The 22,693-nt window shown below is 72.9% G+C and carries 20 protein-coding genes; 8 read left to right on the top strand and 12 right to left on the bottom strand.

Annotated features, from left to right (window positions below; translation table 11 throughout):
• Nucleotides 1-2: 2 nt before the first annotated feature.
• Nucleotides 3-1,013 (bottom strand): carbohydrate ABC transporter permease, encoded by a 1,011-nt coding sequence (locus ACZ6B8_RS21930; protein WP_471608245.1) that lies wholly within the window; start codon nucleotides 1,011-1,013, stop codon nucleotides 3-5.
• A 20-nt stretch (nucleotides 1,014-1,033) separates the two neighbouring features.
• Nucleotides 1,034-2,308, bottom strand: a complete 1,275-nt coding sequence (locus ACZ6B8_RS21925) for an extracellular solute-binding protein (protein ID WP_471608244.1) — start codon at nucleotides 2,306-2,308, stop codon at nucleotides 1,034-1,036.
• A 360-nt stretch (nucleotides 2,309-2,668) separates the two neighbouring features.
• Between ACZ6B8_RS21925 and ACZ6B8_RS21920 the strand changes: the two genes are divergently transcribed.
• Entirely contained in the window at nucleotides 2,669-3,703 is a 1,035-nt protein-coding gene (locus tag ACZ6B8_RS21920) for a LacI family DNA-binding transcriptional regulator (RefSeq protein WP_471082377.1), read from the top strand.
• 72 nt (nucleotides 3,704-3,775) lie between these two features.
• Here ACZ6B8_RS21920 and ACZ6B8_RS21915 read toward each other — a convergent pair whose 3' ends face one another.
• Together ACZ6B8_RS21915 and ACZ6B8_RS21910 are read right to left on the bottom strand one after the other, a co-directional pair.
• The gene (locus tag ACZ6B8_RS21915) at nucleotides 3,776-4,585 is read right to left on the bottom strand and encodes a lysophospholipid acyltransferase family protein (protein ID WP_471608243.1); all 810 of its coding nucleotides are present in this window, start codon (nucleotides 4,583-4,585) and stop codon (nucleotides 3,776-3,778) included.
• Entirely contained in the window at nucleotides 4,582-5,379 is a 798-nt protein-coding gene (locus ACZ6B8_RS21910) for a GNAT family N-acetyltransferase (protein ID WP_471608242.1), read from the bottom strand. Before ACZ6B8_RS21910 ends, ACZ6B8_RS21915 begins: the two co-directional genes overlap by 4 nt.
• Nucleotides 5,380-5,929: 550 nt before the next feature.
• On the opposite strand from ACZ6B8_RS21910, the gene ACZ6B8_RS21905 reads away from it, so the two are divergent.
• Together ACZ6B8_RS21905 and ACZ6B8_RS21900 are read left to right on the top strand one after the other, a co-directional pair.
• Nucleotides 5,930-7,132, top strand: coding sequence for a CaiB/BaiF CoA transferase family protein (locus ACZ6B8_RS21905; protein ID WP_471608241.1), 1,203 nt, complete (start codon nucleotides 5,930-5,932; stop codon nucleotides 7,130-7,132).
• Nucleotides 7,129-8,301 carry an acyl-CoA dehydrogenase family protein gene (locus ACZ6B8_RS21900; RefSeq protein WP_471608240.1) on the top strand — a complete coding sequence of 391 codons (1,173 nt, stop codon included), beginning with the start codon at nucleotides 7,129-7,131 and terminating at the stop codon, nucleotides 8,299-8,301. The genes ACZ6B8_RS21905 and ACZ6B8_RS21900 overlap by 4 nt, the downstream gene beginning before the upstream one ends.
• 29 nt (nucleotides 8,302-8,330) lie before the next feature.
• Here the strand turns inward: ACZ6B8_RS21900 and ACZ6B8_RS21895 are convergent, their stop codons facing one another.
• The 3 genes from ACZ6B8_RS21895 to ACZ6B8_RS21885 all read right to left on the bottom strand — a co-directional run bounded on the left by ACZ6B8_RS21895 (nucleotide 8,331) and on the right by ACZ6B8_RS21885 (nucleotide 10,433).
• A complete protein-coding gene (locus ACZ6B8_RS21895) occupies nucleotides 8,331-8,897 on the bottom strand; it encodes a YbaK/EbsC family protein (RefSeq protein WP_471082391.1) in 567 nt (188 codons plus the stop codon).
• 60 nt (nucleotides 8,898-8,957) lie between these two features.
• Nucleotides 8,958-9,542 (bottom strand): helix-turn-helix domain-containing protein, encoded by a 585-nt coding sequence (locus ACZ6B8_RS21890; RefSeq protein ID WP_471082393.1) that lies wholly within the window; start codon nucleotides 9,540-9,542, stop codon nucleotides 8,958-8,960.
• Between the two features lie 153 nt (nucleotides 9,543-9,695).
• Nucleotides 9,696-10,433, bottom strand: a complete 738-nt coding sequence (locus ACZ6B8_RS21885; RefSeq protein WP_471608239.1) for an acyltransferase — start codon at nucleotides 10,431-10,433, stop codon at nucleotides 9,696-9,698.
• Nucleotides 10,434-10,575: 142 nt separating this feature from the next.
• On the opposite strand from ACZ6B8_RS21885, the gene ACZ6B8_RS21880 reads away from it, so the two are divergent.
• Nucleotides 10,576-11,109, top strand: a complete 534-nt coding sequence (locus ACZ6B8_RS21880) for a gamma carbonic anhydrase family protein (protein ID WP_471608238.1) — start codon at nucleotides 10,576-10,578, stop codon at nucleotides 11,107-11,109.
• An 11-nt stretch (nucleotides 11,110-11,120) separates the two neighbouring features.
• On the opposite strand, the gene ACZ6B8_RS21875 is transcribed toward ACZ6B8_RS21880, so the two are convergent.
• The 4 genes from ACZ6B8_RS21875 to ACZ6B8_RS21860 all read right to left on the bottom strand — a co-directional run bounded on the left by ACZ6B8_RS21875 (nucleotide 11,121) and on the right by ACZ6B8_RS21860 (nucleotide 16,802).
• Nucleotides 11,121-11,786, bottom strand: a complete 666-nt coding sequence (locus ACZ6B8_RS21875; RefSeq protein ID WP_471608237.1) for a DedA family protein — start codon at nucleotides 11,784-11,786, stop codon at nucleotides 11,121-11,123.
• A gap of 88 nt (nucleotides 11,787-11,874) precedes the next feature.
• Nucleotides 11,875-13,551: a carboxylesterase/lipase family protein gene (locus tag ACZ6B8_RS21870; RefSeq protein ID WP_471608236.1), complete on the bottom strand. Its 1,677-nt coding sequence runs from the start codon at nucleotides 13,549-13,551 to the stop codon at nucleotides 11,875-11,877.
• Nucleotides 13,548-16,034: a beta-glucosidase gene (locus ACZ6B8_RS21865; protein WP_471608235.1), complete on the bottom strand. Its 2,487-nt coding sequence runs from the start codon at nucleotides 16,032-16,034 to the stop codon at nucleotides 13,548-13,550. Before ACZ6B8_RS21865 ends, ACZ6B8_RS21870 begins: the two co-directional genes overlap by 4 nt.
• A gap of 324 nt (nucleotides 16,035-16,358) precedes the next feature.
• Entirely contained in the window at nucleotides 16,359-16,802 is a 444-nt protein-coding gene (locus ACZ6B8_RS21860; protein WP_358708112.1) for a DUF4442 domain-containing protein, read from the bottom strand.
• A gap of 95 nt (nucleotides 16,803-16,897) precedes the next feature.
• Here ACZ6B8_RS21860 and ACZ6B8_RS21855 point away from each other — a divergent pair, with 95 nt between their 5' ends.
• The 4 genes from ACZ6B8_RS21855 (at nucleotide 16,898) to ACZ6B8_RS21840 (ending at nucleotide 21,665) form a co-directional block, all read left to right on the top strand.
• Nucleotides 16,898-17,875, top strand: a complete 978-nt coding sequence (locus ACZ6B8_RS21855) for a DUF8017 domain-containing protein (RefSeq protein ID WP_471608234.1) — start codon at nucleotides 16,898-16,900, stop codon at nucleotides 17,873-17,875.
• A 57-nt stretch (nucleotides 17,876-17,932) separates the two neighbouring features.
• On the top strand, nucleotides 17,933-19,027 hold the full coding sequence (locus ACZ6B8_RS21850) for a DUF8017 domain-containing protein (protein WP_471608233.1): 1,095 nt from the start codon (nucleotides 17,933-17,935) through the stop codon (nucleotides 19,025-19,027).
• A 109-nt stretch (nucleotides 19,028-19,136) separates the two neighbouring features.
• On the top strand, nucleotides 19,137-20,231 hold the full coding sequence (locus ACZ6B8_RS21845) for a DUF8017 domain-containing protein (RefSeq protein ID WP_471608232.1): 1,095 nt from the start codon (nucleotides 19,137-19,139) through the stop codon (nucleotides 20,229-20,231).
• Nucleotides 20,232-20,312: 81 nt separating this feature from the next.
• A complete protein-coding gene (locus ACZ6B8_RS21840) occupies nucleotides 20,313-21,665 on the top strand; it encodes an MFS transporter (protein ID WP_471608231.1) in 1,353 nt (450 codons plus the stop codon).
• Here the strand turns inward: ACZ6B8_RS21840 and ACZ6B8_RS21835 are convergent.
• Nucleotides 21,627-22,472 (bottom strand): spermidine synthase, encoded by an 846-nt coding sequence (locus ACZ6B8_RS21835; RefSeq protein ID WP_471082692.1) that lies wholly within the window; start codon nucleotides 22,470-22,472, stop codon nucleotides 21,627-21,629. The two genes, ACZ6B8_RS21840 and ACZ6B8_RS21835, sit on opposite strands and share 39 nt — an antisense overlap.
• Nucleotides 22,473-22,693 lie beyond the last annotated feature (221 nt).

Genomic DNA, 22,693 nt, shown 5'->3' with positions numbered 1-22,693 from the left:
GGTCACCACACCTCTCCCTGCTTGCGGAGGGCGCGGCGGTAGGCCACCGCGATGATCGACAGGAGGGCAAGGATGAGCACGCCCCAGGCGGCGGAGCCCGCGAAGTCGCGGGGGCTGACGACGAACGAGAGCCGATAGGCGTACGTCACCAGGATCTCGGTGGCGTCTCCCGGTCCGCCGCGGGTCAGCAGGAAGATCACCGGGAACATGTTGAAGGTCCAGATGCCGCTGATCAGGATCACCGTGCCGGCGACGGTGCGCAGCCCCGGCAGGGTGATGTGGCGGAAGCGCTGCCAGGCGCCCGCGCCGTCCATCTCGGCGGCCTCGTAGAGCTCACCGGGGATGGACTGCAGGCCGCCGAGCATGGCCACCAGCATGAAGGGCACGCCGAGCCAGACGTTGACGGTGATCACCGAGATCTTGGCCCAGGTGGGGTCGTTCAGCCACGGGACCGCGTCGATGCCGCCGCCTTCGAGAATCTTGTTCAGGAGGCCCTTCTTCTCGTTGAAGAGGAGCCGCCAGGTGAAGACGGAGACGAAGGCCGGCACGGCCCACGGCAGGATGAGCGCCATCCGGTAGAGGGAGCGGCCCGCCAGCCTGCGGTTGAGCATGGTGGCGAGTGCGAGTCCGAGCACGAAGGAGAGCGCGACGCAGGAGACGGTCCACACCACGGTCCAGGTGAGCCGGTCCCAGAAGACGCCGTCGGAGAGGATCGACGTGTAGTTGTCGAGTCCGACGGACTTGTACGTCGCCGGGATGTCGTTGACGCCGATGTGCCGTTCGACGTTGGCCTCGTTGGCGTCCGTCGTCGACAGATACAGGCCGCGCACCAGCGGGTATCCGACGATCACGCCGATCACGACGACGACGGGGGCGACCATGGCCCACGCGTACCAGTGGGTGGCCAGCGCTCTGCGCAGCCTGCCCGGGTTCTTGGCGGGCCGGTGGTCGCGGCCGCGGACGCCGCTCGCGTCCGCGGCCTTCGCCACCGCCCGGCCGGTCTCGACAGCCATGGGTCGGTCGGCCCTCCTTCTTACTTGTAGCCCTTGAGCAGCTTGCGGTAAGCGTCACCGATGCCCTCGGCGCCCTTCTGGGGCGAGGACTTGCCGCTGAGCACCTTCTCCATCTGCAGCCGGATCGGCTCGAAGAGCGCGTTGGCCTCCGGGATCCACGGGCGCTGCACGGACTTGGCGACGGCGGGCTTGAAGAACTGCACCATCTGGTTGTCCTTGACGGACTTCACGTCGTAGACGGAGGTGCGCGTCGGCAGCAGGCTGAGCTGCTCGGTGGTCTGCTGCTGCACCTTCGCGGAGCTCATGTACTTGATGAACTCGTACGAGGCGTCGAGGTTGCCGGATCCGGCGTACGCGGCGAGGTTCCAGCCGCCCTGCGGGGCGCCCTGGCGCGCGCTGCCGGCCGGGGCCGGGGCGACGCCGAGGTTGCTCTTGTCGCCCGTGAACTCCTTGCCCTTCAGGGCGCCCTCGATCGACCAGGGGCCGTCGAGCGCCATCGCGACGTCGCCGTCCTTGAAGGCGTTGAGCTGGTTGTTGTAGCCGTCGCTGGCGTCGGTGACCGCCGCCTTGGAGTCGACCAGGTCCTTCATCACCGAGAAGGCCTCGGCCCCCTCGGGGGCGTCGACGGTGACCTTCTTGCTCTTGGTGTCCAGGAGGTCGCCGCCCTCGCCGTAGAGGTAAGGGAGGTAGTAGTACGGGTCGTCGCCGCGCAGGTAGAGGCCTGTCTTGCCGGACTTCGACCTGATCTTCTTCGCGGCCGACTTCACCTCGTCGAAGGACTTCGGGACGCCGACGCCGGCCTCCTTGAGCATCCTCTTGTTGTAGAAGAGCGCGAGGGTGTCGATGGTCTGCGGCGCGGCGTAGGTCTTGCCCTTGAACCTGGTGCTCGCCGCGGCCTGCGGGAGGTAGTCGTCGGGCTTGTCGAGCGCGACGGTGCCGTCGAGCGGGGCGAGGTAGCCGAGCGAGGCGAAGTCCTGGGTCCAGGCGACCTCGGTGCGCATCACGTCCGGGGCGCCGGAGTTGCCGCCCGCGGCGTTCTTGAACTTGGCGTTGGCCTCGCCGAACGGGACGTTCACATAGTGGACCTCGACGTCCGGGTGGAGCTTCTCGAACCCCTTGGCGAGCTTCTCGTACGCGCCCTTCTCGGCGTCGTTCGAGGTGTCCCAGAAGGTGACGGTGCCGGAGAGCTCCCCCGAGCCCTTCTTGCCACCGCTGCCCCCGTCGTCGCCCCCGCACGCTGCCGCTGTCAGGGCCAGGGCCGCGATCAGCCCGGTGGCCGCTATGCCACGCCGCATGTGAACTCCTTCAACTGATCCCGGAATCACGGGGAGACGCAGAGGTGCCTCCTGCTGGCCGCACTCGACGCGGCGCCGGGTTGCCAGGAACGTAACAGCGCTGGAATGCCACCGAAAGAGGTTGCGGAAACTTTCTGCAAGTCCCGGCGATCGTTACATCTGCGTGTCCGGACCGTTGCCGCCACCGCGCTTGACACCGCTCCCGGTGGCGGACCTCACCCCTCCCGGACCGCTGCCGCCTGCGACGACGGCACGGCGGCGGCCCTGGAATCCGGCTGCAAGACTCTTGCAAGGCAGCACTTTCCGCAAGCTTTCACCGGCGGTGCGCAATCCTCTCGGTGACCGGTACAGTCCGGTGCCATGACCGCACGGCTCGTCGACATAGCAGCTCACGCGGGGGTCAGCGAAGCGACCGTGAGCCGTGTCCTCAACGGCAAGCCCGGAGTGGCCGTCGCCACCCGCGAGGCGGTGCTCGCCGCCCTCGACGTCCTCGGGTACGAACGCCCGGTGCGGCTGCGCCGGCGCAGCGCGGGACTCGTCGGGCTCATCACGCCCGAGCTGGACAACCCGATCTTCCCCGCCTTCGCCCAGGTGATCGCCCAGGCGCTGACCCGCCAGGGCTACACGCCGGTGCTGGCGACCCAGACGCCGGGCGGCTCCACCGAGGACGAGCTCACCGAGATGCTGGTGGACCGCGGCGTCGCCGGGATCATCTTCGTCTCCGGGCTGCACGCCGACACCACCGCCGACATGTCGCGCTACGAGACGCTGCGCGGCCAGGGCGTTCCCTATGTCCTGGTCAACGGCTTCTCGCCGGAGGTGAAGGCCCCGTTCGTCTCCACCGACGACCGCGCCGCGGTGCGCCTGGCCGTCACGCACCTGGTGTCGCTCGGCCACACCCGGATCGGGCTCGCGGTCGGACCCAGGCGGTTCGTCCCGGTGGTCCGCAAGATCGAGGGGTTCCGGCTGGGGGTGCGCGAGCGGCTCGGCCTGACGGACGAGGAGTCGGCGGAGCTGATCCAGCACTCCCTCTACACCCTGGAGGGCGGGCAGGCCGCGGCCGCCACCCTCATCGGCCGCGGCTGCACGGCTGTCGTCTGCGCCAGCGACATGATGGCGCTCGGCGCCGTCCGGGCCGCCCGCGACCTGGGGCTCGCCGTCCCACGGGACATCTCGGTGGTGGGTTTCGACGACTCGCCGCTCATCGCGTTCACCGACCCGCCGCTGACCACGATCCGCCAGCCGGTGCAGGCGATGGGCCAGGCGGCGGTGCGGGCGCTGCTCGAGGAGATCGGCGGCACCCCGGCCCCGCACGGTGAGTTCGTCTTCATGCCGGAGCTGGTGGTGCGGGGCTCCACGGGGTCCGGCCGGTTGGAGCGGCGGGCGGCGTCCTGAGCGGGCCGCCCCGGTCCGCCGGCCGCTGACCTTCATGTGGTGCACGGCGCGGGGCGGCGAAGGGCCAACCCCTCACACCCCAAGCATGGTTGGCGACCACTGCGGCCCGCCACCGAGCACCGCGTCGCGTGCCGCGGCGGCCAGCGCGCGCCGGTCGGTCCCCACGAGCGGGGCATGCGCCGTGACCCGCACGGCCAGTTCGCGGGCGCCCGCCACCCGCCGCAGCGACGCGGTGAAGTCGTCCGTACCGAGGAACGCGGCCACGGTGCTCGGCGCACCGCCCTCGCGGTACTCGACCGTTACCGGCCGCACGAGGGCGCCCGCGTCGGCCGCGGCCTGGAAGGCGGCCCGCCGGAAACGGCCACCCGACGCCGCACACCACGTCGTGGCCTGCGGAAAGACGAGGACCGACGTCCCGGCCCGCAACGCGTCGGCCAGCTCCGCGACGAGATGCGGCAGCCGTCGTGGCCTGTCGTCCCGGTCGATGAACCGCGTGCCCACGCGCCGCGCCAGCGCCCCGACGACGGGCCACTGCCCCACCTCACGCTTGGCGAGGACGGTCACCGGCTCGACGGCGAGCAGGGCGACGGCGTCGAGCCAGGAGACGTGGTTGGCGACGACCAGGGTCCCCGGGCCGCCGTCCCCCGCGCTCAGCCGCTCCGCGTGGTCCGCCTCCAGGCGCACCCCGAGCGCGCCGAGTACCGCGCGCGCCTCGGACCGCAGCGCCCGCGGTTCGGCGAGCCGGTCGCCCCGGGCCACGGCCCTGGTCAGCGTGTACGTCAACGCGGCGTAGCGGCGGGTGAGTTCGGCCAGCGGCACGCGCGTGACCGGTTCGGTGACGCAGTCCACCGGGCAGCCGCGGTCGACCGTGAAGGGGTTCACCGCGCGTCCTCGCCGAGGAAGTAGCGGCGGTGGCGTGCGCTGAGCCGTTCCGTGTCGAGGAGCACGAAGAAGTCGGCGACGTCGAACTCCGGGTCGTACGCGGGAGCTCCGCACACCCACGCGCCGAGTCGGAGGTAGCCGCGCAGCAGGGGCGGCAGGTCGGCGGCGGTCGGACGCTGCGGCGGCGGCCCGGCGGGGGCCCATGGACTCCGGGGGTGTACGCGCAGCTCGGGCGGCGAGGCGTGTGTGGCCGTGCCGAGCAGCCAGGCACTGGCGGCCGCCCGGCCACCGTCGGCCAACGGCACGGAGGCGCAGCCCGCGAGGTACCGGTGGCCGGAGAGCAGGACGTACCGGGCGAGCGCGGACCACATGAGGGTGATGACGGCGCCGGAGCGGTGATCGGGGTGCACGCAGGAGCGGCCCGCCTCGACGGTGGCCGGCCGCAGTCCGGCGAGCGCACGCAGGTCGAACTCGCGGTCGGAGTAGGTCGGTTGCCCTTCTCCGGTCCGGCCAGGGGGCAGCAGCCGGTACGTCCCGACGATCTCGCCGGTCGAGGTCTCGGTGACGATCAGGTGGTCGGCGAGGTCGTCGAAGGCGTCGACGTCGTGGCCGGGCAGGGGTGTGTCGAGGTGTGCGCCCATCTCCTCGGCGAAGACGCGGTACCGCAATCGCTGGGCGGCACGGATCTGGTCGGGGGTGTGCGCGACGGAGGTGACGTACGAGCCGGCGGCCGTCGGGCGGGGCGAGGTGGCGGGGGATGCCGTGGGAGACGGCGGGAGGGGTGTCGAGGGCATGACAGACATGGCGGTTCCGTTCTCGGTTCGATGGGGTCGAGACGAGGGGGAGACGGAGGGCGGGACGGAGCGGTGAGGCGGGGAGGATGTGTGTGCGGGGACGGCGGGGCGGGAGACCGCGACGTCCGTGCCGTCGCCCTACTCAGCACGGTGGCGGCACCGGCTGAACTGTGCGCTTCGGGCACGCGTCGACCCGCCGTCCGGAGCGCGTCCGATGGCCGTCCGGTGCGTCGGTTGCGGCCCGACCCACATGTGGCCCGCGAGCCCCGCCCCTGCGCGACCTGCTTCGGCCGGGCCGGGAGCCCGCCGCACGCGCTCTTGAGCGTTCCGGCGTCGACCGCGCCGGATCAGGTGGCCCTGATCCGCCACTCCCCCGCACCACCCGGCGAGCTCCGCGGCGGCACCGGCTTCTCTGCGTCTTCCTTCGGGGCGCGCATGTGCACGGCGAGGCCCAGGTCCGTACGGGACGACCCGTGAAGATCACTCCACGGCCCGCGCGGCGTCCGGAGGCTTCATTGACGCCGATGGCCACGGACCGTAGAAACGCGGCATGCCCTCACCCTCGCCCCTCCCCCTCGCAGGCATCACCGTCGTCAGCCTGGAGCAGGCCGTCGCCGCGCCCTTCGCCACCCGACAACTCGCCGATCTCGGCGCGCGCGTCATCAAGGTCGAGCGCCCCGGCGGCGGTGACTTCGCCCGCCGCTACGACACCACCGTGCACGGACAGGCCAGCTACTTCGTCTGGCTGAACCGGTCCAAGGAGTCGCTCACCCTCGATCTCAAGGCGCCCGAGGGCAGGGCGATCCTGGAGGAACTCCTCGCGGATGCCGACGTGTTCGTGCAGAACCTCGCCCCGGGCGCCGCGAACCGCCTGGACCTCGGCGCCGAGGCGCTGCAAGAGCGCCACCCGTCGCTGATCCCCTGCACCGTCACCGGATACGGCACGGACGGGCCCTGGGCCGACCGCAAGGCGTACGACCTGCTGGTGCAGTGCCAGACCGGGCTCCTCCAGCTCACCGGGACACCGGACGAGGTCGCGCGCGCCGGCATCTCGGTGGCCGACATCGCGGGCGGGATGTACGCGTACAGCGGCATCCTGTCGGCGCTGTTCACGCGCGCGACGACGGGGCGCGCGCCCACCGTCGAGGTGTCCCTCTTCGACGCGCTGGCGGAGTGGATGGGCCAGCCCGCCTACTACACGCGCTACGGCGGGAGCCAGCCGCCGCGTGTCGGCGCCCGCCACGCGACGATCGCGCCGTACGGCACGTTCACCGCGCCCGACGGCAAGGACGTGCTGCTCTCGGTGCAGAACGAGCGCGAATGGGCGGCGCTGTGCCGCGAGTTCATCGGCCGCCCCGAGCTGGTCGACGACCCGCGGTTCGCCACCGGGTCCGACCGGGTGGCCCACCGCGACGCGCTCGACGCGATCATCTCCGCGCGCTTCGCCGAACTCGGCAGCGTGGCGGCTACGGAACTGCTCGACCGCACCGGCATCGCCAACGCCGGGGTCAACTCGGTCCAGGAGTTCCTGGACCACCCCGTGCTCACCGAGCGCGGGCGCTGGCAGGACATCAGGGTGCCCGGCACGGCCGAGCCCGTCCAGGCGCTGCTTCCGCCCGCCGTGCTCTCCGGTGTCGCCCCGCGCATGGGGCCGGTGCCGGAGGCGGGTGAGCACACGGCGGCGATCCTCGCCGAGCTGGGGCACGGCCCGGACGCCGTCGCCCGGCTGCGCGCGGACGGGGTCTGCGGGTGAGCGCCCTCGACGGCCTCACCGCCGAGGAACGGCTGATCGTCACGACGGTACGGGAGTTCGTCGACCGCCAGGTCAGACCGGTCGTCCGGGAGTTGGAGCACACCGACACCTATCCCGAGGCCCTCATCGAACGGATGAAGGAGCTCGGCGTCTTCGGCCTCGCCGTCCCCGAGGAGTTCGGCGGGACGCCCGTCTCCACACCCTGCTTCGTCCTGGTCACCGAGGAACTGGCACGCGGCTGGATGAGTCTGGCGGGCGCGATGGGCGGCCACACGGTCGTCGCCAAGCTGCTCCGGCACTTCGGCACCGAGGAGCAGCGGCGCCGCTGGCTGCCCCGGATGGCCACCGGCCAGGTGCGCGCGACGATGGCGCTGACCGAGCCGGCGGGCGGCTCGGACCTGCAGGCGCTGCGCACGGTGGCCCGGCGGGCCGAGGACGGCGACGGGTATGTCGTCGACGGCGCGAAGACGTGGATCACCAACTCCCGCCGCTCCGGGCTGATCGCGCTGCTCTGCAAGACGGATCCGGACGCCGAGCCGCGCCACCGCGGGATCTCCGTGCTGCTCGTCGAGCACGGCCCGGGCCTGACCGTCTCGCGCGATCTGCCGAAGCTCGGCTACAAGGGCGTGGAGAGCTGCGAGGTCTCCTTCGACGGCTACCGCGCCCCGGCCGGCGCGCTGCTCGGGGGCGTCGAGGGCCGCGGGTTCGGGCAGATGATGAAGGGCCTGGAGACGGGGCGGCTACAGGTCGCGGCCCGTGCGCTCGGCGTGGGGCGCGCCGCGTTCGAGGACGCGCTGCGCTACGCCCAGGAGCGCGAGTCGTTCGGCGTGCCGATCTGGCGGCACCAGTCGATCGGCAACTACCTGGCGGACATGGCCACTTCGCTCTCCGCCGCGCGTCAGCTCACCCTGCACGCGGCCCGGGAGGCGGACGCGGGGCGGCGGGTGGACATGGAGGCGGGGATGGCCAAGCTGTTCGCGTCGGAGACCGCCATGCGGATCGCCCTGGACGCGGTGCGCGTGCACGGCGGGCAGGGGTACTCGACGGAGTTCGACGTCGAGCGCTACTTCCGCGACGCCCCGCTGATGATCGTCGGGGAGGGCACCAACGAGATCCAGCGCAATGTGATCGTGCGTCAACTCATCGCGCGGGGCGGCCTGGAGGAATGACCGGGGCGCCCCGGCGCCGCCGGGCCCGGTCAGCCGTCGACGGCGACACCGAGCCCCTCGACGACGACCGCGTTCGGCAGCCCCGGGAACGTCTTGCCCGGCACGATGAGCTTGCCGCGCCGGCTGCCGCTGCCCACCAGGACGTACGGCAGATCGGCCACGGCGGCGTCGATCAGGAGCGGCCATGCGGCGGGCAGCCCGATCGGCGTGATGCCGCCGTACTCCATGCCCGTCTCACCGGTGGCCGTCTCCATCGGAGCGAACGAGGCCTTGCGTGCGCCCAGTTGACGGCGGACGACGCCGTTCACGTCGACGCGCGTGCCGGACAGGACGACGCAGGCGGCGAGCGTGGTCTCGCCGCCGCGCTTGCCCGCCACGACGACGCAGTTGGCGGACTGCCCGAGGAGCTCGGGTCCGTAGTGCTCCAGGAAGGTGGCCGTGTCGGCCCACTGGGGCTCGGTGTCGACGTGGATGAGCTCGTCGGCCGGTACGGGACCGCTCCAGCCGCGTACGGCGTCCGCGACCGCGGGCACCAGCAGGTCGAGGGCTTCGGGGGCGGGGCTGACGACGTCGAAATCACCGAGAGGAGCACGCATGGCGGCACGCTAGCAGCCGCCGGCCACCGGCCGGCGACGTCCCTGGGCGACCGACTGCCGTCAGTGGGAGGCCGCGTGGGCCGGCGGCACCGACACCGACATCGTCATCTCGACGACTTCGCCGCCCTTGTTGTGGTAGCCGTGCGCCACGTTGGCCTCGAAGGACGCCGCCGATCCGGCCGGCACGACATGCTCCACGCCGTCCACGACGAGCGTCAGGGCGCCGCGCGAGACGTGCAGCAGCTCGACGGTGCCCGCCGGGTGCGCGTCGGAGTCGCTGCCCTCACCCGGCTCCAGACGCCAGGACCACAGCTCGAAGGGGCCCCGGGCCTCGGCCCCGACGAGGAGCGTGGTGTTGCTGCCGGCCTCGGTGGACCACATCCGCACCGCCTGCTCCGGCGGCACGAGCCGGACGTGCGGCCCCTGCTCGTGGTCGAGGAGGGTGGTGATGCTGACGCCCAGCGCGTCCGCGAGCTTCACCGTGATGCCCACGCTCGGGTTGGTCCTGGCCTGCTCGATCTGGATGATCATGCCGCGACTCACGCCCGCGCGGGCCGCCAGGGCGTCGAGGGTGAAGCCCCGCTCGGTGCGGTACCGCTTGAGGTTGCGCGCGAGCGACTGGGTCAGCTGGTCGAGGTCCGACACATTCCGTCCAATATCCTGGATGACGTGGTTCACGGCACTGAACTGGGGTGAGGTGCACCCCATCATCCCAGATGGTCCACCGCACTGTACTGCGCGGGGTGCGGCGGCGCGGTCTTCCGCGCGGTCCTGGACCCCGCCCCTCGGACCCGTCCCTCAGACCTCGCCCAACTCACCCAGGGCGATGAGCTGTTCCGGCGTGACACCGTCGGGTATCGGCACCGGCGCCGGCGTGCGCAGCGGGGGCTGCCACCCCTGGTCGGCGTCCCAGGTGCGGACGACACGGGCGGGCGCGCCCGCGACCACGGCGTGGTCGGGGACCTCGCCCCGGACGACCGCGCCCGCGGCGACCACCACGTTGCGGCCGATCCGGGCGCCCGGCAGGATCACCGCGCCGGTCCCGATCCAGCAGCCCGGGCCGATCTCCACCGGGTCCATGCGGGGCCACTGCTTGCCGATGGGCGTGTGCGGGTCGTCGTAGGAGTGGTTGGTGGACGTCACGTACACGTAGGGCCCGAAGTAGCAGTCGTCGCCGATGGAGACCGTGGTGTCCGCGATGACGTGGCTCCCGCGGCCGAGCACCACGCCGTTGCCGATGCGCAGGATCGCCTCGGGGCCGAGGTCGAGGTCCGGCATCATGCCGGCGGTGAGCGTGACGTGCTGGCCGACGATGCAGTGGTCGCCGAGCCTGATCCACGGCTCACCGAAGACCGTGCCCTGCGGGAAGGCGAGCCGGGTGCCCTCGCCGATCGCGCCGAACCGCAGCCGCCCGGGGTGCGCGGCGGTCACCGCGCCGGTGCGCTGCGCCCACTCCCAGCCCGCGTGGACGGCGCGCTGCGCCAGCCGGCGCGGCGCGGCGGCGAGGGATGAGAACGTGTTCCTGTTCTTCGGCACGGGCTCACGTTACTCAGTGCCACCCCGCCCCGCAGTCCCCCGGCCTGTGATCTTCACCCCACGCGGCGGCACCCGGGCCCGCGTCCCGTACCGTGCCGTCAGGCGCGACACCACACGGATGTGACGAAGAAGGAGCGAGTCGATGGGCCACGAGGCACTCATCACCGGCATCGGCGGCAAGGACCCGAAGATCGACGGGGAAGCCTTCACCGCGCCGACGTCCGTCGTGCTCGGCGACGTGACGCTGCACGCCGGGGCGAGCGCCTGGTACGGCGCGGTGCTGCGCGCCGACTGCGGGCCCATCGTGGTGGGCGCCGACAGCAACATCCAGGACAACTGCAGCCTGCACGTCGACCCCGGGTTCCCGATCACGGTCGGCGAGCGCGTCTCGGTCGGCCACAACGCCGTCCTGCACGGCTGCACCGTCGAGGACGACTGCCTGGTCGGCATGGGCGCCACCGTCCTCAACGGCGCGGTGATCGGCGCCGGGTCCCTGGTGGCCGCGCAGGCCCTGGTGCCGCAGGGCATGCGGGTGCCGCCGGGGTCGCTGGTGGCGGGGGTGCCCGCCAAGGTCCGCAGGCCGCTCACCGAGGAGGAGCGCGCGGGCATCTCCCTCAACGGCACGATGTACGTGGAGCTGGCCAAGGCCCACCGCGACGCGCACGCGGCGGGCTGAGCGCTTTCCCGTCAGTCGGCGGCGGGCACGGTCCGCGGCTCGGTCGCGTCGGCGCCGGCCGTCTCCGCCTCCGCCGCGGCCTTCTGCGCCCGGCGCTTGACGAGCAGCATCGAACAGACGCCGATCAGGACGGCGATGCCGAGTCCCACGTACGAGAACCGCTTGAGCCAGTCCTCTGCGACCACGCCGATGTAGTAGATGACGGCGGTGGTGCCGCCCGCCCAGACGACGCCGCCGAGCACGTTGGCGATCAGGAACTTCCAGTAGGGCATGCGCAGGACGCCCGCGAGCGGACCGGCGAAGATGCGGAGCAGGGCGACGAAGCGGCCGAAGAAGACCGCCCACATGCCCCACTTCTGGAAGGACCGCTCGGCGCTCGCCACATGGGCGGCGCTGAAGTGCTTGGGGAACTTCCGTTCCAGCCAGGCCAGCAGCGGCCGGCCGCCCTTGCGCCCGATCGCGTACCCGATGGAGTCGCCGATGATGGCGCCGACGGTGGCGCACGCCCCGAGGATCACCGGGTTGAGGTCCCCGTGCTGGGAGGACAGCAGCGCCGCCGAGACCAGGACGATCTCACCGGGCAGCGGAATGCCCAGGCTCTCCAGTCCGATGACGAGGCCCACCAGCGCGTAGATGCTGACGGCCGGTACCTGCTCCAGCCACTCCTGAACGTGCAACGCCGGTTCCTCCCGTGGTCCCAAGTGTGTGTGCCCGGCGCGCGCTCCCCCCACGGACGCGCACGCCGGGCAGCCTACCCGGACGGGCTCACCCGGCCGGAACGGCGTCCCAGAGCCCGCACCGGTGCTCGCCGTGCACCGTCGCGCTGATCGTGGTCCCGCCTGCCGACGCGGTGCGCAGGGACAGCACACGTCCCGGCCGGGTGCGCTGGTCGTGAGCGGTGGGTGCGCCGTCGGCGCGCGGCGGCCCGCCGTGGACGAAGGAGCCCCAGTACTGGACCATCTGCCGCGCCAGCGCCCGCTGTTCGGTGTTGAGCGGGGTGACCAGGCCGAAGTGCTTGAAGAGGTACTGGACCTCGTTGACGTGGGTCGCGCCGAAGTCGAAGTCGGTGCCGAGATCGCGCAGCGACGCGAACGGCGGTGAGGTGCGGTCCGCGAACTCGTAGGCGTAGACGGGCCCGCGGTGTGCGAGGGCCGTGTTCATGCGCAGGGCCGAGCAGGCGAACATGCGGTCCCCGAGCGCCGCCGCGTACGCGTGCGTGGGCGAGGAGTACGCCGCGAGCGGGTAGCGCCGGAGCACTCGGCGGCCGACGTCGGCCCCGAACGCCTCGGCGAGCGCACCCGGGTACCGCTCGGCGGTGAGCGGCTCGCCCTGACCGTCGAACTGTCCGAAGGCGAAGAGGCGCCCTTCGTCGCTGTTCGCGCCGTTCAGCACGGGCACGCGCGCCGCGCTCCCGTCCTCGTACGCCTCCTCGGGCTGCACCGGCAGGAACGTGCCGCCCACGACCGGCGCCCAGTCGAAGCCGGCCTGCGCCGCGAGGATCTCCTTCGCCGGCCTGGCCCGCAGACAGGCGAGGGCGGTCTTCGGGTCCGGGCAGCCCGCCTTCTTCGCGAAGGCCGCCCCGTCCGTGACGGCCCGCCGCCGCTCGCGGGCCGCGCAGTCGCCGTACGCGCCGCTCTCCACGATGCCCGCGCGGTACAGGCCGCGGGCGGCCGGCGAGGCGAGCTGGGTGCACACGGAGCGGCCGCCCGCGGACTCGCCCGCGAGGGTGACCCGGTGCGCGTCGCCGCCGAACCGGCCGATGTTGGCCCGCACCCAGCGCAGCGCGGCCTGCTGGTCGAGCAGCCCGTAGTTGCCCGAGACCCCGTCGGACGCCTCGCCGTCGAGGCCACCGGTGGCGAGGAACCCCATCGCTCCCAGACGGTAGTTGACGGTCACGACGACGGTGCCGGTCCTGCGGGCGAAGGTGTCGGGTACGACGTCCTCGCCCGCGCCCGCGGTGAGCCCGCCGCCGTGCAGCCACACCATCACGGGGCGCCGCTCCGCACGGCCCCCGGGCGCGTAGACGTTGAGGTCCAGGCAGTCCTCGGTGTGACTCGGCCTCTCGTAGCCGGGGTCCCAACTCGACGTCTGCACACAGCGGTTGCCGAACCCGGTCGCCGGGCGCACCCCGTGCCAGGCCTTCGCGGGCCGCGGCTCCGTCCAGCGCAGGCGGCCCACGGGCTGCTCCGCGTAGGGGACACCGAGGAACCGGCGCCCCTCGGCGGTGACCCGGCCGCGGATCCAGCCGGCGTCGGTCCGCACGAGCGGGCCGCCGCTGCCGCCCGTGCCGACGGGCGCGCCCCCGGCCTGGGCCGGCGGCGGCACGAGGGTGGCCGCGACGGCCGCCGCGAGGACCGCGACGACCGACGCGGCACGCCGTATCGGACCGCCGGCGCCCCTGCCGCTCCCCCGCCCGCGACGCCTCCCGCCGCGCGCCCTCATGACCCGGCTCCCTTGACCACGGTGGTCGTGGAGAGGACCACGTCACGTGCCGATGTACCCACCTGCACGGCGCGCCGTCCGGTGCCGCGCACCCAGCCGTGCCGCTCGGCGTCCCACGCCGACAGGGCCCGGCCGTCGACGTGGACGGTGACGCGCCGCCGCTCCCCCGCGCGCAGCGCGAGCCGCCGGTAGCCGCCGAGCGCCCGTTCGGCCTGCGAAAGGTCCAGGTCCGGTGAGGGGCCGACGTACACCTGGGCGACGGTGACGCCGTCCCGCCCGCCGGTGTTGCGCACGGTGAAGCCGACGTCCACACCCCGGCCCGACCTGCGCACGGTCAGGTCCCGGTAGGAGAACGTGGTGTACGAGAGGCCGTGCCCGAAGGGGAAGAGCGGCCGCACGTCCTCGGCGTCGTACCAGCGGTAGCCGACGTGGATGCCCTCGGAGTACTCCTCGACGCCGTCGAGGCCGGGGTAGCGGCGCGGGTCCCCCGCCATCGGGTGGCGGTCGTCGTCCACCGGGAAGGACTGGGTGAGCCGGCCGCCGGGGTCGCAGTCGCCGAACAGGACGGCGGCGGTGGCGGCCGCGCCTTCCTGACCGGGGTAGTACATCTGCAGCACGGCGGCGGTCCGCTCCAGCCACGGCATGGAGGTGGCGGACGAGGTGTTGAGGACCACCGTGGTCCGCGGGTTGGCCGCGGTCACCGCGCGGATCAGCGCCTCCTGGTGGCCGGGGAGCGCGACGGTCGTGCGGTCCTGGCCCTCGGTCGCGTCCTCGTACGCGAAGAGCACCACGCCGTGCGCGCCGCGGGCCCTGCGCACCGCCTCGGCCACGTCGGCGGCGCGGGTGGCCCCGGTGACGCGGCGCAGCCGGAACGTCTGGCCGGTGTCCCCGCCCTTGGCGGTGATCCGCAGGTGGTGTCCGGCGGGGCCGAGCCGCAGGGTGGCGCGGCGCACGTTCAGGCCGTCGGGGGCGGTGGAGACGAGGCCGCCGGAGAAGAACTCGCCCACGCCGGGCAGCTTCGGGTAGAGCTCGGTGCCGTCCAGCTCCACCGTGGGCCGCTCGCCGGAGTAGTGGAGGACGAGCGTCCACTCGTCCGGTTCCCCGGGCGTCAGCGTCCCCTCGTACCTCCAGGTCTTCCCGGCGCCGACGCGCTGGCCCTCCGTGTCGAGACCGGGGGTGAGGGCGCGCCGGGGGATGGCCTTGCCGTAGAGGTCCTCGCCGAGCGCGTAACGGACGTCGGCGTGCCGGCCGGCGCGTGCGGTGATGGCGTGCAGCGGGCTGTCGGCGCGGTCGGGGACGACGTGGGCGCTGCCGCCGCCGCTGACGAACGGGTAGCGGCCGGTGGGGCCGATGACGGCGATGTCGCGGGCGGCGCGGCCGGTCAGCGGCAGGGTTCCGTGCGCGTTGCGCAGCAGGGTGGCGCCCGCCTCGGCGACCTCCCGGGCGACGGCCGCGCCGGCCTCGGGGTCGCGCCGGGGCCGCGGTGGCGCGCTGCCGTCGAGGAGCCCGAACCGGTCCATGACGCGCAGGATCCGGCGCACCGAGCGGTCGACGTGCGCCTCGGGGACGCTGCCGTTCCGGACGGCCTTCTTCAGCGCGGCCCCGTAGTAGGCGTCGTCGGGCATCTCCATGTCGAGGCCTGCGGCGAGCGAGGCGGCGGTGCTGTGCTGGGCGAACCAGTCGGTCATCACCCACCCGTCGAAGCCCCAGCGCTCGCGCAGGATGTCGTCGAGCAGCGCCTTGTTCTCGCAGGCGAAGGTGCCGTTGACCTTGTTGTACGCGCCCATGACGGCGCCGGTTCCGGCGCCGACGGCGGCCTCGAAGCCGCGCAGCTCCGTCTCGTGCATGGTCCGTTCGTCGGCCCGCACGTCGACGGACATGCGGTCCTTCTCCTGGTTGTTCAGGGCGAAGTGCTTGACGGTGGCGATGAGGCCCTCGCCCTGGATGCCCTCGATCTCCGCGGCGACCAGGTCGGCGGCGAGCAGCGGGTCCTCGGCGAAGGTCTCGAAGTTGCGGCCCGCGTACGGGGTGCGGATGAGGTTGACCATGGGCGAGAGCAGCACGTCCTGCTCGAGGGCGCGGCCCTCGCGGCCGATGACCTGGCCGTAGCGGCGGGCGAGCGCCGGGTCGAAGGCGGAGGCCAGCAGGACGGGGGCGGGCAGGGCGGTGGCGCGGGCCGTGACGCGGACGCCCGCGGGTCCGTCGGCGAGGCGCAGCGGCGGAATCCGCAGGCGCGGCACACCGGGGACGTACCCCGCCTGGCCGAGGCTCTTGGGGTCGGTGGCGCCGTGCAGCAGGGAGATCTTCTCGTCGAGGGTGAGTCTGCCGATGAGTGATTCGACGCGGGGGCCCGCGCCGGGGCCCTCTCCGGCGCGGCCGGCCGCGTAGGTGGGCACCGCCACGCCGGCGGTGGCCGCGGCGGCCACGGTGATCGCACCGCCGACCAGCCTGAGGGCTGACCGCCGGGACACGGAGTCGGACATGAGCCGTCACTTCCTTCTGTGCCTGGTGCGCGAACACGACTGTGCGAAGCGAAGCGTGTACACGTGCCACTGGTGGATCGTCGTTCGGCCTTTGAACGCACTATGCGTCAGGACGGACTTGACACCCCGTGAGACACCACGTGTGGCGGCGGGAAAACTATGGCCGGGGATGACTCGTGTCAATGAGTCGAACAAGAGTTGAACAAGAAGCGGGATGCGCGGCGGGATGCGGCGGCGCATGACAGAGGCCCGCGGCGGTGCCCTCAGGGCACATCCGCGGGCCTCTCCCGCTGCGTTCGCGCTCCCGGCCGCGCCGGGCCCGGCTCAGCTGGGGTTGTTGGGCCGCAGCGTCCACACGACGGTCATCTCGCCGGTCACCGCGCCGTCCTCGCGCCGGATCTCGATGGCGACCGGGAACTCGGGGCGCTCCCCCGCGTCGAGCTCGGCGATCACGTCGGCGGCCGGACGGCCGAGCGTCGCCGTGGCGGTCACCGGGCCCATCGCCAGCTTCTTGTACGCGATCTCGGCGCTGACGGCGAGCGGCACGGCCCGCGACAGCTCCGCGCCGAACGCGGCGAGGACGATGGCGCCGCTCGCGGACTCGCCCAGCGTGAACATGGCGCCGGCGTGCGGGCCGCCGACGTGGTTGTGGTACTCGCTCTGGTCGGGCAGGGCGACCACGGCCTTGTCCGGCGCGGTCTCCCGGAACTCGAGGTTGAGGGTCCTGGCCATCGGAACCGTGGCGGCGAGCATCTCGCCGATCGACATCTGGTCTGCGCTCATGCGGGGATGTTACCCACCGGTAGCGTTTCTTGGCCAGGGCCCGCCTCCGCACGGATCACCGTCACCTAGGGTTGGCGCCCATGTGGCAAGGACAGCAGCCGCCCGGGGGCGAGCAGAACCAGCGGGGCCAGAACCCCTACCAGCAGCCGGGATACCACCAGCCCAACCCCTACGGGCAGCAGGCTCCGTGGAACGCGCCGACCATGCCCGGCGGCGCCGGGGGTACGCCGCCGTCGGCACCCGAGCCGCCGCGCGGCGGCGGGAACCGCACCAAGCTGATCGCCATGGCCGCGGCCGGCGCCGTCGTGGTCGCCGCGGGCATCACCGGCGTCGTGCTGATCGGCGGCGACAAGGACGACACCGCCGCACCCGACCCGACGGCGTCCGCCTCCGTCTCGGCGGGCGCCGCGGACGACGACGCCCATCCCCGTACCGGCGACGGCATGCCCGAGCCGACCGTGCCCGGCTGGAAGGTGGTCGTGAACCCCAAGCTGGGCCTCGCCTTCGACGCGCCCGCCGACTGGTCCCTGGAGTCGCGGGACTGGGCGGGCGGTGTGGTGGACAACAAGGACGCCGACGACGACAACGCGGAGTTCCTCGCCGCGTTCGCCGCCCCCGCCTACTTCAAGGAGAAGTGGTGCGCGAGCGACGACGACAAGGACGGCACCGAGGACTACAAACCGCTGGCGGCCGCCGGCACGCGCGGCAACCGCGGCGCCAAGAGCACCGCGGAGGCCGCCCGGCACGACGCGGCCAACTGGGTCTACGGCGTGTACACGCAGCCGGACCGGAAGCGGGTCACCACCGGACCGACCGAGGCGTTCACCTCGAAGTCGGGCCTCAAGGGCAGCCTGGTGAGCGCCAGTTCGTCCGGCTCCGACACGACGGACAAGTGCGCTTCGGACGGCAAGGCGACGGTTTTCGCCTTCGAGAACTCCGAAGGGCGGTTCGTCTCCTGGTCGTTCCACGGCGCCAAGGACGTCAAGGACGAACTCCCGGACGCCACCGTCCAGAAGATGGCCGCCACCGTGCGCGAGTACGACGCCGACAAGAACTGAGCGGCCGCTCGGGGCGGCTGTGATCTTGTATGACCGGCCCCCGTATCGTTTCCCGCCATGTGGCCAGGAACGCAGCCGCCCGGGGGCGAGCAGAACCCGCAGGACCAGAGTCAGAACCCGTACCGGCAGCCGGGGTATCAGCAGCCGAATCCGTATCAACAGCCGGGATACCAGGCGCCCAACCCCTACCAGCAGCCCGCGCCCGGAGCGCAGGGGCAGTGGAGCGCCCCGACCGCGCCGGCGACCGGTGTGCCGGGGGTGCCGGAGGGGGGTGGCGCCGGTGACGGCGGGAGCGGCCGGAGCGGTGGCAGAACGAAGGCCGTCTCGCTGGTGACGGCGGCCGCCGTCGTCGTGGCCGCCGCGGTGACCGGGTTCGTGCTGCTCGGCGGCGAGGACGACGAGGACGGCCGGAGCGACAAGGACACCGCGGCGGGCTCCCCCGGGCGCCCCGGCCATCAGGGGCCGGGTGCGCCGGCGGACGACGGCGGCCCCAACGGCGGCTCGGACGGTTCCGGCGCCGACGACGACTCACGCGGTGCGGACAACGGTCTGAAGCCGACCATCAAGGGCTGGCGCGTCGTGGTGAACCCGAAGTGGGGCACCGCCTTCGACGTGCCGCCGCAGTGGGAGGTGCAGAACCCGGGCTCGGGGATCGCCCTGGAGGACATCAAGACCGGCAAGCCGCTGATGACGATGTCGGCGCCCGCGTACCTGGAGCCCGCCTGGTGCGTCACCGATGACAACAAGGACGGCAGGAAGGAGGACCACGAGCTCGCCGCCGTGGGGACCAAGGGCGCCAAGGGCGCGCGGAACACCGACGAGGTCGCGGTCAACCAGGTCGGCTGGTGGGTCTACGGCGTCTACACCCAGCCGGACAAGAAGAGCTTCACCAACGACGACAAGGCCCAGCCGTACACCACCGCGTCCGGTCTCAAGGGCAGCATCGCCCGGGCCCGGTCCACGAACACGCCGCAGAAGGGCAAGTGCGCCACGGACGGCAAGGCGATCACCTTCGGCTTCAAGAACGCGGCCGGTGAGTACGTCTCCTGGAGCCTGTACGGCGCCAAGGGCGTACCGGACGAGATCCCCGAGAAGACGGTGATGAAGATCCTCAGCACGGTGCGCACGCACGAGGACCCGACGGAGTCCTGACCCGTACCGCCGCTTTCTCCGCACGATCTCCACATGCCGGGGCCCGGTACCCCGCGCCCCAGGGGGCGCGCATGGCACCGGGCCCCCGGCACCTCTATGGTTACTGGCCATGTGGCCAGAAAAGCAGCCGCCCGGGGGCGAGCAGAACCCGCAGGACCAGAGTCAGAACCCGTACCAGCAGCCGGGGTACCAGCAGCCGAACCCGTATCAACAGCCGGGATACCAGCAGACACCGCCTGCGGGGGGCTACCAGCAGACGCCGCCGCCAGGGGGCTACCAGCAGCCGCACTCGGGCGGTTTCTCGCAGCCCGAGCCGTCGCAGTGGTCGGCCCCGACGCCGCCGCCCGTGCCGCCGCAGCAGACGGGCGGACCGGGCGGCGGCAACGGCAACGGCAACAAGACGAAGATCACCGCCATCGTGGCCGCGCTCGCCGTGGTGGCGGCCGCCGGCGTTTCCGGCTTCCTGGTCTTCGGCGGCGACAAGGACGACGAGGCGGGCCCGGCGAAGCCGTCCGCGTCGAAGTCGAAGTCCGCCAAGCCGAGCCCGAAGCCCAGCGACGACGGCAACGCGCGCGGTGAGGGCGGCGAGGACAAGCCGACGATCCCCGGCTGGCAGGTCGTGGTGAACCCCAAGTGGGGCACCGCCTTCGACGTGCCCCCGGAGTGGAAGGTCGAGACGCCCGACACCCTCATCGGCTTCGACGACCGCAAGGACGAGGGCGCGAAGTCGATCATCATCATGTCCGCGCCCGCGGTCCTCAAAGAGAAGTGGTGCACGTCCGACGACGACAAGGACGGCGAGCCCGACGACACCTCGCTCGCCGCGGTCGGCACCAAGGGCCAGAACGGCGCCAAGAACACCGAGGACGTGGCGCGCAACGACTCGGCCTGGTGGGTCTACGGCGGCTACACCGAGCAGACCAAGGCCGACAAGAAGAAGATCAAGATCGGCAAGGTCGAGGACTACACCACCAAGTCCGGCGTCAAGGGCAGCCTCGTGACGTCGACGACGTCCGGCGCCGCCACCTCGGCCAAGTGCGACTCCGAGGGCAAGGCCACCACGTTCGGCTTCAAGAACGAGGCGGGCGAGTACGTGGCGTGGACCCTCTACGGCGCCAAGGGCGTCAAGGAAGAGGTGCCCGACGCCACGGTGAAGAAGATCCTCGGCACGGTCCGCTGGAGCGAGGCGGCGTCGGAGGACTGAGCCACCGCCCCCGGACGCGGGGGTGGCGCACCCCGGGAGGACTTCTGAGCCACCGCGCCCCGGGACACGGGAACAAACGGTTTGGCAACCGGCCCACCGCCCGGGGATAGTCCCGAGGTGACCACCGCCACCCCCGCGCCGCGCCGCCGCCCCTCCTGGGCCGGCCGCAACTACACGCTGTTGACCGCCGCCGCGATCGTGACGAACCTCGGGAGCCACGGGGCGTTGATCGCGGCGGCGTTCGCCGTCCTCGACGCGGGCGGCGACGGCGGTGACGTCGGACTCGTGGCCGCCGCGCGGACGCTGCCGCTCGTGCTGTTCCTGCTGATCGGCGGCGCGGTCGCCGACCGGCTGCCGCGCCACCACGTCCTGGTCGCCGCCAACGCGCTCAACTGCGTGTCGCAGGCAGCCTTCGCCGCGCTGGTCGTCGCGGGCGAGCCACAGTTGTGGCAGATGATGCTGCTGACCGGCCTCGGCGGGGTGGGGCAGGCGTTCTTCGGCCCCGCAGCCGAGGGCATGCTGATGTCGTCGGTCGGCGGCGAGCAGGCCGGCCGGGCGTTCGCGCTGTACCGCATGGCGATGCAGGGCGCGGGGCTCGGCGGGGCCGCGCTCGGCGGTCTGCTGGTCGCGGCGCTCGGGCCCGGCTGGGTGCTGGCCGTGGACGCCGTGGCCTTCGCGGTCGCGGGGGCGCTGCGCGCCTTCCTCGACGTCGGCCACATCCCCGAGCGCGCGCCCGGCGAAGGGCTCGTCGCGGATCTGCGGGACGGCTGGCGCGAGTTCGTCGGGCGGCCCTGGCTGTGGTCGATCGTGGCGCAGTTCTCGGTGGTGGTGGCGGTGGTCGGCGCCGCCGAGTCGGTGTTCGGACCGCTGGTGGCGCGCGACGAGCTCGGCGGGGCCGGGCCGTGGGGGCTCGCGCTCGGCGCGTTCGGCGCGGGCACGGTCGGCGGCGCGTTCTTGATGATGCGGTGGAAGCCGCGGCGGCTGCTGTTCGCGGGCACCCTCTGCGTCTTCCCGCTGGCCGCGCCCTCGGCGGCGCTCGCGGTGCCGCTGCCGGTCGCCGGTCTCGCCGCGGTGATGTTCGTCAGCGGTGCGGCGATCGAGGTGTTCGGCGTCTCCTGGATGACCGCGATGCACCAGGAGATCCCGGAGGAGAAGCTGTCGCGCGTCTCCGCCTACGACTGGTTCGGCTCGGTCGCGATGGTGCCGCTGGCCACGGCGCTCGCCGGCCCCGCGGAGTCCGCGTTCGGCCGGACGGCCTCGCTGTGGGGCTGCGCCGTGCTGGTGGTCCTGGTGACGGCGGCCGTCCTGTTCGTCCCCGACGTACGGAACCTGACGCGGCGCACCACCGAGGTGGTCGCGTCGGCGAAGCCCGTGTCGCGCGGCGCCGCCGAGCCCTCACCCGACGGAGAAGGCGCCGTCGGGCGGCTCGGGTGAGGCCACCGCGTCCCCGTCGTGCACCGGCTGCGCGCCCCCGATGAGGCGGCGCAGCGCGTCGCCGTGCTCCACCCGGGCGGGAAAGACGTCGGAGGCCGTACGGCGGGCCAGCGCGGCGACGTCGATCGGGGCGTGCCCGGCGATGAGCACCGCGTTCCCGAAGCGCCGCCCGCGCAGGACCGTCGGCTCGGCGATCAGCGCGACCTCCTCGAACACCGCGGCGAAGGTGGCCAGTTGGGAGCGGAGGAAGGTGAAGGGCGCCCCGTCGGCGAGGTTCGCGGCGTAGTGCCCGCCCGGGCGCAGCACCCGGTCGGCGGCGCGCGCGTACGCGACGGTGGTGAGGTGCGCGGGGACGCGTGAGCCGCCGAAGACGTCGGCGAGCAGGATGTCGGCGCTGTTCTCCGGCGCCGCGTCGAGCCACTGCCTGGCGTCCGCCCCGTGCACCGCGACCCCACTCGGTTCGGTCAACGGCAGACATTCGGCGACCAGTTGGAGCAGCCCCCGGTCCGCGTCGACCACGTCCTGCCGGGAGCCGGGCCGGGTGGCGGCGAGGTAGCGGGGCAGGGTGAGGGCTCCGCCGCCGAGGTGGACGACGTCGAGCGGGGCTCCCGGGTCGGCCGCGATGTCGAGGAGGTGCGCGAGTCTGCGCGCGTACTCGAACTCCAGGTACGTGGGTTCGTCCAGGTCGACGTAGGACTGGGGCGCCCCGTCGACCGTGAGCAACCAGGCGCGCGGCCGGTCGACGTCGGGCATGAGCTTGGCGGTGCCGTGATCGACCTCCCTGATCACCGCGACCGGTTCCGGCATGCCCTCGAACTCCTGCTCGTCCACGCCGTCCATTGTGCCCGCCCGTACGCGCTGCTCAGGCCGGCCGGCGACGGGGGCCGGGGGCGGGCCGCAAGACGGCCGGAACCGGTGTGTTCGCGCGACGGCGCAACGCCGGTCGGACGCCTTGCCCGCCGGGGCGGGGCTCAGTCGGCTTCCGTGTGCGGCTCGCGCGGCGCCCCACGCCAGGGGGCATGTGAGTG

This window comes from Streptomyces sp. NPDC041122, assembly GCF_055592445.1.
The sequence above is the reverse complement of the archived record's forward strand: the minus strand, read 5'-3'. Positions and strand labels throughout refer to the sequence as shown.

What these genes read in the sequence shown, in the direction of transcription:
- ACZ6B8_RS21930 (WP_471608245.1), bottom strand. Translation starts at nt 1,013, where the DNA reads ATGGCTGTCGAGACCGGCCGGGCGGTGGCGAAGGCCGCGGACGCGAGC.
- ACZ6B8_RS21925 (WP_471608244.1), bottom strand. Translation starts at nt 2,308, where the DNA reads ATGCGGCGTGGCATAGCGGCCACCGGGCTGATCGCGGCCCTGGCCCTG.
- ACZ6B8_RS21920 (WP_471082377.1), top strand. Translation starts at nt 2,669, where the DNA reads ATGACCGCACGGCTCGTCGACATAGCAGCTCACGCGGGGGTCAGCGAA.
- ACZ6B8_RS21910 (WP_471608242.1), bottom strand. Translation starts at nt 5,379, where the DNA reads ATGCCCTCGACACCCCTCCCGCCGTCTCCCACGGCATCCCCCGCCACC.
- ACZ6B8_RS21905 (WP_471608241.1), top strand. Translation starts at nt 5,930, where the DNA reads ATGCCCTCACCCTCGCCCCTCCCCCTCGCAGGCATCACCGTCGTCAGC.
- ACZ6B8_RS21895 (WP_471082391.1), bottom strand. Translation starts at nt 8,897, where the DNA reads ATGCGTGCTCCTCTCGGTGATTTCGACGTCGTCAGCCCCGCCCCCGAA.
- ACZ6B8_RS21880 (WP_471608238.1), top strand. Translation starts at nt 10,576, where the DNA reads ATGGGCCACGAGGCACTCATCACCGGCATCGGCGGCAAGGACCCGAAG.
- ACZ6B8_RS21870 (WP_471608236.1), bottom strand. Translation starts at nt 13,551, where the DNA reads ATGAGGGCGCGCGGCGGGAGGCGTCGCGGGCGGGGGAGCGGCAGGGGC.
- ACZ6B8_RS21865 (WP_471608235.1), bottom strand. Translation starts at nt 16,034, where the DNA reads ATGTCCGACTCCGTGTCCCGGCGGTCAGCCCTCAGGCTGGTCGGCGGT.
- ACZ6B8_RS21860 (WP_358708112.1), bottom strand. Translation starts at nt 16,802, where the DNA reads ATGTCGATCGGCGAGATGCTCGCCGCCACGGTTCCGATGGCCAGGACC.
- ACZ6B8_RS21855 (WP_471608234.1), top strand. Translation starts at nt 16,898, where the DNA reads ATGTGGCAAGGACAGCAGCCGCCCGGGGGCGAGCAGAACCAGCGGGGC.
- ACZ6B8_RS21850 (WP_471608233.1), top strand. Translation starts at nt 17,933, where the DNA reads ATGTGGCCAGGAACGCAGCCGCCCGGGGGCGAGCAGAACCCGCAGGAC.
- ACZ6B8_RS21845 (WP_471608232.1), top strand. Translation starts at nt 19,137, where the DNA reads ATGTGGCCAGAAAAGCAGCCGCCCGGGGGCGAGCAGAACCCGCAGGAC.
- ACZ6B8_RS21835 (WP_471082692.1), bottom strand. Translation starts at nt 22,472, where the DNA reads ATGCCGGAACCGGTCGCGGTGATCAGGGAGGTCGATCACGGCACCGCC.